The organism is Pseudomonas sp. GLN_2 (genome assembly GCF_043106005.1).
Classification (GTDB): Bacteria; Pseudomonadota; Gammaproteobacteria; order Pseudomonadales; family Pseudomonadaceae; genus Aquipseudomonas; species Aquipseudomonas alloputida.
In genome coordinates this window covers 113,120-121,177 of sequence record NZ_JBICMC010000026.1, presented here as the reverse complement: position 1 = coordinate 121,177, position 8,058 = coordinate 113,120, and the positions used below count along the sequence as shown (strand labels likewise).

The window sequence follows — 8,058 nt, the reverse complement described above, 5'->3', positions numbered from 1 at the left end:
CGGATTATCTGGGCCCTGTTACAAAGCGATCAGGTTTACCAACGCAAACCAAACGAAAAACCGGAGGCGGCTATGAGCCTCTGACCAACCGAGTAATGCCACCGGGGCGCTAGGCGCTCCAACCCCTGCTAGTGAACATTGACCCTAGGTAAGACCGTCGCAGACCGATGCCTCCGCTCCTACAGGCCTGATAGTGGCCTCAATGTAAACGGCACACTGCGAGCTCACCACGATGTTGGCCAGAAGCAAAAAGCTTCCTCGAACAGGCCTGATACATAGATGCAACCGGGTTCCTATGTTCAAAAAGCAGCTAGACAGTGTGGGCGAGTCCATACATAGGAGCGGGTTCACCCGCGAAGAGGCCGGGACAGGCCACATCACCCTCACAAGGTTTTGTTAGCCCCAGGCCCAATCATCCGCGCCAACCCAAGGTTCTTCAGGGCCAGCTGCAGCGAGCTGTGGATAACCTGCGGGTTGTCATGGCTCAAGGCCTCGGCCAGCAGTTCCTTGGCCTTGCCCATATTGATCTGGCGCAGCATCCACTTGACCTTCGGCAGGTTGGTGGCGTTCATCGACAGGCTGTCGAAGCCCATGGCCATCAACAGGACCGCCGCCGCCGGGTCACCGGCCATCTCGCCGCAGATGCTCACCGGCTTGCCTTCGCCATGGGCGTCGCGCACCACCGTGTTCAGCGCCTGCAGTACCGCCGGGTGCAGGTAATCGTACAGGTCGGCGACCCGCGGGTTGTTGCGGTCCACCGCCAACAGGTATTGGGTCAGGTCGTTGGAGCCTACCGACAGGAAGTCCACCTGCCGCGCCAGCTCCTTGGTCTGGTACACCGCCGCCGGAATTTCCACCATCACACCCACGGGCGGCATCGGTACATCGGTACCTTCGTCACGCACTTCACCCCAGGCACGGTGGATCAGGTGCAGCGCCTCTTCCAGCTCGTGAATGCCGGAAATCATCGGCAGCAGGATGCGCAGGTTGTTCAGGCCCTCGCTGGCCTTGAGCATGGCGCGGGTCTGTACCAGGAAGATTTCCGGGTGGTCGAGGGTGACGCGGATGCCGCGCCAGCCGAGGAACGGGTTTTCTTCCTTGATGGGGAAGTACGACAGTGCCTTGTCACCACCGATGTCGAGGGTACGCATGGTCACCGGCAGCGGGTGGAAGGCCGCCAGCTGCTCACGGTAGATGGCCAGCTGCTCTTTCTCACTGGGGAAACGCTGGTTGATCATGAACGGCACTTCGGTGCGGTACAGGCCTACCCCTTCAGCGCCGCGCTGCTGGGCACGGGCCACGTCAGCGAGCAGGCCAGTGTTGACCCACAGGGGCATGCGGTGGCCGTCGGGCGTGATACACGGAAGTTCGCGCAGTGCATCCAGCCCTTGGGCCAGCTGGCGTTCCTCCTCGACCACTTCGCTGTACTGCTTGCGCAGCACTTCGCTGGGGTTGGTGAACACCTCGCCCTTGTAGCCATCGACGATCAGTTCAATACCGTCGACTTTGGAGTATGGCAGGTCGACCAGGCCCATCACTGTGGGGATGCCCATGGCCCGCGCGAGGATGGCGACGTGGGAGTTGCCCGAGCCAAGTACCGAGACCAGGCCGACCAGCTTGCCTTCCGGCACTTCACCGAGCATGGCCGGTGTCAGTTCCTCACTGACCAGAATGGTGTTGTCGGCATACACCAGCGACTGCGAGCGCGCTTCCTGCAGGTAGGCCAAAAGGCGGCGCCCCAGGTCCTTGACGTCGGAGGCACGCTCACGCAGGTAGTCGTCGTCCATCAGCTCGAAGCGGTTGACGTGCTCACCAACCACCTGGCGCAGGGCGCCCTGGGCCCACTGGCCGGTCTTGATGACCTCGGTCACCTCACCGCCCAGGGCTGCGTCTTCAAGCATCATCAGATAGACATCGAACAGCGCACGCTCTTCCGGGCGCAGCTGGGTGGCCAGTTTGGCCGACAGCTTGCGCATGTCGTCGCGCACACCTTCCAGGGCGTTCTGGAACAGCTTGAGTTCGGCGTCGATGTCATCGACGGTCTTGTCCGGGACCACTTCCAGGTCGGCCGGCGGCAACATCACCACCGCACGCCCCACCGCGGCACCAGGCGAACCCGGCACACCCACGAAGCGCGCTTCCTGAATACCTTTGCCCTGACGGCCCAGGCCACGGATCGAGCCGGTAGCCTCGGCGTGGGCGATAACCCCGGCAAGCTGGGCGCTCATGGTGACCAGGAAGGCTTCCTCGCCCTCGTCGAACTGGCGGCGCTCCTTTTGCTGGATGACCAGTACCCCGACCACACGGCGGTGGTGGATGATCGGCGCACCCAGGAAGGAGGCGAATTTCTCTTCGCCGGTTTCGGCAAAGTAGCGGTAACGCGGGTGGTCGGCGGCGTTTTCCAGGTTCAGCGGCTCTTCCCGGGTACCGACCAGGCCAACCAGGCCTTCGTTGGGGGCCATGCTGACCTTGCCGATGGAGCGCTTGTTCAGGCCTTCGGTCGCCATCAGCACGAAGCGGTTGGTTTCCGGGTCGAGCAGGTAGACCGAGCAGACCTGGCTGCCCATGGCTTCCTTGACGCGCAAGACAATGATCCCCAACGCCGACTTGAGATCTTTGGCGGAGTTTACTTCCTGGACGATCTTGCGCAGCGTATTGAGCATGGCTCGGGGTCGAACTCCGTCGTCAGTCGCGCGTCAACAGACGCGGTGCTAGCTCTTTCAGGGCGCGCCGGTAAACCTCGCGCTTGAATGTCACAACCTGGCCCAGCGGATACCAATAGCTCACCCAGCGCCAACCGTCGAATTCCGGCTTGCCGGTCAGGTCCATCCGCACCCGTTGTTCGTTGCTCACCAGGCGCAGCAGGAACCACTTCTGCTTCTGGCCGATGCACAGCGGCTGGCTGTGGGTACGTACCAATCGCTGGGGTAAACGATAACGCAACCAGCCACGGGTGCAGGCAAGAATTTCTACATCGTCGCGTTCAAGGCCAACTTCTTCGTTCAGCTCGCGGTACAGGGCGTCTTCCGGCGTCTCGTCAGGGTTGATACCACCCTGGGGGAATTGCCAGGCATCCTGGTTGATCCGTCGAGCCCATAGCACCTGCCCGGCATCATTCGTGAGAATGATCCCGACATTGGGGCGAAAACCATCCGGGTCGATCACGGCAGCAACCTCGCAAACGCATGTCAACGCATTGTTCCACAAAGCTTGCGAGCGCAGCAACGCGCCCGCCAAGCTTATGTGCAGCTGCGTGAAAACTCCGTATTCTGCGGGCCTACCCTGTGGCTGATGCGAGTGACCGCGATGCGCCTGGCTTTATTCGACCTGGACAATACCCTCCTCGGTGGCGACAGCGACCATGCCTGGGGTGACTATCTTTGCGAGCGCGGCATTCTCGACCCGGTCGCCTACAAGCAACGCAACGACAGCTTCTACCAGGATTACCTCAATGGCACCCTGGACCTTCAGGCCTACCTGGCCTTTTCCATGGAGATCCTGGCGGCAACACCCATGGCCCGGCTCGACGAGTGGCACCGCGACTTCATGCGCGACTGCATCGAGCCCATCGTCCTGCCCAAGGCCCTGGCCTTGCTGCAGCAGCACCGCGAGGCGGGCGACCAGCTGGTGATCATCACCGCTACCAACCGCTTCGTCACCGCACCGATCGCCCGGCGCCTGGGGGTGCGGGTGTTGCTGGCAACCGAATGCGAGGTGCGCGACGGCCGCTACACCGGGCGTAGTACCGATATACCGTGTTTCCGTGAAGGCAAAGTGACGCGGCTGGAGCGCTGGATGCTGGAGAACGGCTTTGATCTTGAGGACAGCTACTTCTATAGCGACTCGATGAATGACCTGCCGTTGTTGCAGCGGGTGACGCATGCAGTAGCAGTGGACCCGGCACCGGACCTGCGGGCCGAGGCGGATAAGCGTGGGTGGCCGGTGATCTCGCTGCGGGATTGAGGTTTTCCCGTGCCGGTCTTTTCGCGGGCACGCCCGCTCCCACAGGAATCACCACAGGCCTTGAGGGCTGCGCTGTACCTGTAGGAGCGGGTTCACCCGCGAATAGGCCGGCACAATCAGCACAAGGCTGTCAGACCGGCTTGGCCCCCATCAGCCCGGCAATGGACAGGAAGCAAACCCCACTGAATACCGCCAGCGCCAGGGTAAACCGCAACCCTACCACCTCGGCCTTGCGCAGCCGGTTCAGCCGCACCAGCAGCCACCACACAGCAAACGCACCGAAGGTATAGATGACACTGGATGCCAACACCCAGGTCTGCCCCAGTGGCCAGCCCACCAGGTGTACCAGCCACCAGCCGGTGAACGGCATGCTCACCAGGCACAGGCCCATCACCAGCCAGACGAACACCAACGGCCGGCGCAGCAGCTTGGCGTAGGCTTCGGCATCGCCCTGGCGGCGGGCGCGCCAGGTCCAGATCGCCAGACCCAGGGCGCCCAGAAGCAGCAGCGCGGTGGCGATGATGTGCAGGGTCTTGAGCGTGGTCAGGTGTTCCATGTCTCGGTCGTCCTTAAACGGGCATTTTGCGGTCGCTTCTTCGCGGGCTTACCCGCTCCTGCCAAGGTATCTCAGGCCTTGAGGCCTGCGCAGTACCTGTGGGCGCGGGCAAGCCCGCGTAAGGGCCATCAGCCCTAGCTTAGCCGCTCAGCCCAGGAACAGTTTGTAGGCCGGGTTTTCGGTCTCGTCCCAGTACGGGTAACCAATCTTGGCCAGCGCTGCCGGCACCAGGTGACGTTCGTCCTCCGGTACCTGCAGCCCCGCCACCACGCGCCCATCAGCCGCGCCATGGTTGCGGTAGTGGAACATCGAGATGTTCCAGCGCCCGCCCAGCTTGTTGAGGAAGTTGAACAGCGCACCCGGCCGCTCGGGGAATTCGAAGCGCAGCACCATTTCATCGCTGGCACCGGCCGAGTGACCGCCGACCATATGACGAATATGCAGCTTGGCCAGTTCGTTGTCGGTCAGATCGGTAACCGGGAAGCCCTGCTCGGTCAGTTGCTGCACCAACGCTGCGCGGGGGTCGTTTTCCGGGTGGGTCTGCACCCCAACGAAGATATGCGCTTCGTCAGAGGTGTGCTTGCGGTAGTTGAACTCGGTGATCTGACGCTTGCCGATAGCTTCGCAGAAGGCCTTGAAGCTACCCGGGCGCTCAGGGATGGTCACGGCGATGATCGCCTCGCGCTTTTCACCCAGCTCGGCACGTTCGGCCACATGGCGCAGGCGATCGAAATTGACGTTGGCACCGGAGTCGATGGCCACCAGGGTCTGGTCGCTGACGCCGTATAGCTCGACGTACTTCTTGATGCCCGCCACACCCAGCGCGCCAGCAGGCTCGGTGATCGAGCGGGTATCGTCGTAGATATCCTTGATTGCTGCGCAGATTTCATCGGTACTGACAGTGACGACTTCGTCCACATAGTGGCGGCAGATATCGAAGGTGTGCTGGCCAATCTGCGCCACCGCCACGCCATCCGCGAACAGCCCGACCTGCGGCAGCACCACACGCTCACCGGCAGCCATGGCCGCCTGCAGGCAGTTGGAATCGTCCGGCTCGACACCGATTACCTTGATTTCCGGGCGCAGGTACTTCACGTAGGCAGCAATGCCGGCGATCAGGCCGCCACCGCCCACCGGCACGAAGATCGCATCCAGCTGGCCAGGGTGTTGGCGCAGGATTTCCATGGCGACGGTGCCCTGCCCGGCGATGGTGTGCGGATCGTCGTAAGGGTGAACGTAGACGAAGCCCTTTTCATCGACCATTTTCAGCGAATAGGCCAGTGCCTCAGGGAACGAGTCGCCATGCAGCACCACCTTGCCACCGCGCGAGCGCACGCCTTCGACCTTGATCTCCGGAGTAGTCTTGGGCATCACGATGGTGGCCTTGATGCCCATTTCGCGCGCGGCCAGGGCCAGGCCTTGGGCGTGGTTGCCGGCCGAGGCGGTGACCACGCCACGGGCCAGTTCTTCCCGGCTCAGCTGGGCCAGTTTGTTATAGGCGCCGCGGATCTTGAACGAGAATACTGGCTGCAGGTCTTCGCGCTTGAGCAGAATCTGGTTGCCCAGGCGCTTGCTCAGCTGCCCGGCGCTCTGCAACGGGGTTTCGACGGCAACGTCATAGACGCGCGAGGTGAGGATCTTCTTGACGTACTGTTCGAGCATCGGGAAAGCATCACTGGGCCGCGGGACGAGGGCTGGGAGTCTACCCCAGCGCTACGTCGGGCGACCACAGCAAAGCCGTGCGAGCCGTTATACTAGGCAACTTTGAAACCGCCCTGCCCCTTCCGGAGCCCGCATGACCCAGGACCAACTCAAACAGGCCGTCGCCCAGGCCGCTGTCGACTTCATTCTGCCCAAGCTGGATGAAAAGAGCGTCGTAGGCGTCGGTACCGGTTCGACCGCCAACTTCTTCATCGATGCCCTGGCTCAGCACAAGACCGCGTTCGACGGCGCAGTCGCCAGCTCCGAAGCCACTGCCCAGCGCCTGAAGGGCCACGGCATCCCGGTCTACGAACTGAACAGCGTCAGCGAGCTTGAGTTTTACGTGGACGGTGCTGACGAGAGCGACGCACACCTGCACCTGATCAAGGGCGGCGGCGCAGCCCTGACCCGCGAAAAGATCGTCGCGGCCGTGGCCAAGACCTTTATCTGCATCGCCGACGGCAGCAAGCTGGTGCCGGTACTGGGGGCCTTCCCGCTGCCGGTCGAAGTAATCCCCATGGCCCGCAGCCACGTGGCACGTCAGCTGGTGAAGCTGGGTGGCGATCCGGTGTACCGTGAAGGCGTGGTCACCGACAACGGCAACGTGATCCTGGATGTGTACAACCTGCAGATCACCAACCCGGTGGAACTGGAAGCGCAGATCAACGCTATCGTCGGCGTGGTGACCAACGGCCTGTTCGCGGCGCGGCCGGCGGATCTGCTGCTGCTGGGTACCGCTGAGGGCGTGAAGAGCCTCAAGGCCGAGTAAAACCCTTCGCGGGTAAACCCGCTCCTACAAGGTACCCCACCGGCCTGGAACCGTGGCGATCCCTGTAGGAGCGGTTTACCCGCGAACAGGCCCTGACAGGCGATCAATCAGTCGGCTGCTTGAACACATAGAACAGGTTCGGCTCACTGACCAGGTAAATGGTCCCCGCTTCGTCCATCGCAATCCCCTCCGCCTGCGGCACCGTCGCCTGCAACCCCTGGAAACCCTTGCGCAACGACAAGGTACTCAGCGGCTGGCCCTGTACATCCAGCTCCAGCACCAACCGCGACTCGTCCGACAATGCCAGCAAATGCCCGCTGCGTTCATCGAACTGCAAACTCGACAAATCCCGCACAAACAACCGTGAATCGCGCTTGCGGTCCTGCACCACATGCACAGCGTAGGGCTTTTCCGGATTGTCATGCGGGAAGCCATGCACCTCATAGATCAGCATCGGGTCACGCTCTTTCGCCACGAACAGGCGCTTGCCCGCCGAATCGTAGGCAAGGCCCTCGAAGCCTTTGTTGCCATTGAGGCCAATACCCAATGTCAGCTGTTCGGCATCACCGGCATCGAGAAACATCGTGTCGTCTTCCAGCCGTACGCGAATCAGCCGTTGCTGACGCTCGTCGGTGATCACATAGCTGTTAGGCCCAACGTACTCCACAGCCTCCGGGTCGCCGAAGCCAGTCAGCGGCACACGCCGCAGGATACGGCCATCCAGCGACAGCTCGATCAGCTCCGAACGGGCATTGGTGACCGTGAAGAGGGTTTTGCGGTCGGGGTCGTAGGTCAGCGCCGAAATGTCATCATCCAGCCCTTCGATCGGCTGCGCCTCCAGCACCACCCGGTAGCGATTCAGGCCAATGCTGCGCTCCACAGGCTGCCACCAGGTCTTGAGATTGAACCAGCCACGCTCGAACAGGCGAAACTCCTGCCCGGCCCAGCCAAGCAGGAGCAGACCAAGGGCAGCCAGAACAAGGAACAGGCGAACAAAACGACGCATAGGGACAGACTCGACACAAGGATGGCGAATCTAATCATGAATGGCTGAAGCAAAGCTTAATGC

The 8,058-nt window shown here is 62.1% G+C and carries 7 protein-coding genes; 2 read left to right on the top strand and 5 right to left on the bottom strand.

Annotated features, from left to right (window positions below; genetic code table 11):
• Positions 1–383: 383 nt before the first annotated feature.
• Both ptsP and ACF8Q6_RS07650 read right to left on the bottom strand, forming a co-directional pair.
• Complete coding sequence (gene ptsP, locus ACF8Q6_RS07655) at positions 384–2,663, bottom strand: phosphoenolpyruvate--protein phosphotransferase (protein ID WP_088512588.1); 2,280 nt, start codon at positions 2,661–2,663, stop codon at positions 384–386.
• Positions 2,664–2,685: 22 nt separating this feature from the next.
• The gene (locus ACF8Q6_RS07650) at positions 2,686–3,165 is read right to left on the bottom strand and encodes an RNA pyrophosphohydrolase (protein ID WP_003249017.1); all 480 of its coding nucleotides are present in this window, start codon (positions 3,163–3,165) and stop codon (positions 2,686–2,688) included.
• Positions 3,166–3,306: 141 nt separating this feature from the next.
• On the opposite strand from ACF8Q6_RS07650, the gene ACF8Q6_RS07645 reads away from it, so the two are divergent.
• Positions 3,307–3,963, top strand: coding sequence for an HAD family phosphatase (locus ACF8Q6_RS07645; protein WP_010955680.1), 657 nt, complete (start codon positions 3,307–3,309; stop codon positions 3,961–3,963).
• Positions 3,964–4,093: 130 nt separating this feature from the next.
• Here the strand turns inward: ACF8Q6_RS07645 and ACF8Q6_RS07640 are convergent, their stop codons facing one another.
• Both ACF8Q6_RS07640 and ilvA read right to left on the bottom strand, forming a co-directional pair.
• Positions 4,094–4,519 carry a DUF2269 domain-containing protein gene (locus ACF8Q6_RS07640; RefSeq protein ID WP_012054018.1) on the bottom strand — a complete coding sequence of 142 codons (426 nt, stop codon included), beginning with the start codon at positions 4,517–4,519 and terminating at the stop codon, positions 4,094–4,096.
• Positions 4,520–4,666: 147 nt separating this feature from the next.
• Positions 4,667–6,181, bottom strand: coding sequence for a threonine ammonia-lyase, biosynthetic (gene ilvA / locus ACF8Q6_RS07635; RefSeq protein ID WP_392493904.1), 1,515 nt, complete (start codon positions 6,179–6,181; stop codon positions 4,667–4,669).
• Positions 6,182–6,314: 133 nt separating this feature from the next.
• Between ilvA and rpiA the strand changes: the two genes are divergently transcribed.
• Entirely contained in the window at positions 6,315–6,989 is a 675-nt protein-coding gene (gene rpiA, locus ACF8Q6_RS07630; protein WP_003249004.1) for a ribose-5-phosphate isomerase RpiA, read from the top strand.
• A 103-nt stretch (positions 6,990–7,092) separates the two neighbouring features.
• On the opposite strand, the gene ACF8Q6_RS07625 is transcribed toward rpiA, so the two are convergent.
• Entirely contained in the window at positions 7,093–7,995 is a 903-nt protein-coding gene (locus ACF8Q6_RS07625) for an SdiA-regulated domain-containing protein (protein WP_392493905.1), read from the bottom strand.
• Positions 7,996–8,058: the final 63 nt, after the last annotated feature.

Bases quoted from the DNA above. Each gene is read 5' to 3' on its own strand.
- ptsP (WP_088512588.1), bottom strand. From the start codon at position 2,663: ATGCTCAATACGCTGCGCAAGATCGTCCAGGAAGTAAACTCCGCCAAA.
- ACF8Q6_RS07645 (WP_010955680.1), top strand. From the start codon at position 3,307: ATGCGCCTGGCTTTATTCGACCTGGACAATACCCTCCTCGGTGGCGAC.
- ACF8Q6_RS07640 (WP_012054018.1), bottom strand. From the start codon at position 4,519: ATGGAACACCTGACCACGCTCAAGACCCTGCACATCATCGCCACCGCG.
- ilvA (WP_392493904.1), bottom strand. From the start codon at position 6,181: ATGCTCGAACAGTACGTCAAGAAGATCCTCACCTCGCGCGTCTATGAC.
- rpiA (WP_003249004.1), top strand. From the start codon at position 6,315: ATGACCCAGGACCAACTCAAACAGGCCGTCGCCCAGGCCGCTGTCGAC.
- ACF8Q6_RS07625 (WP_392493905.1), bottom strand. From the start codon at position 7,995: ATGCGTCGTTTTGTTCGCCTGTTCCTTGTTCTGGCTGCCCTTGGTCTG.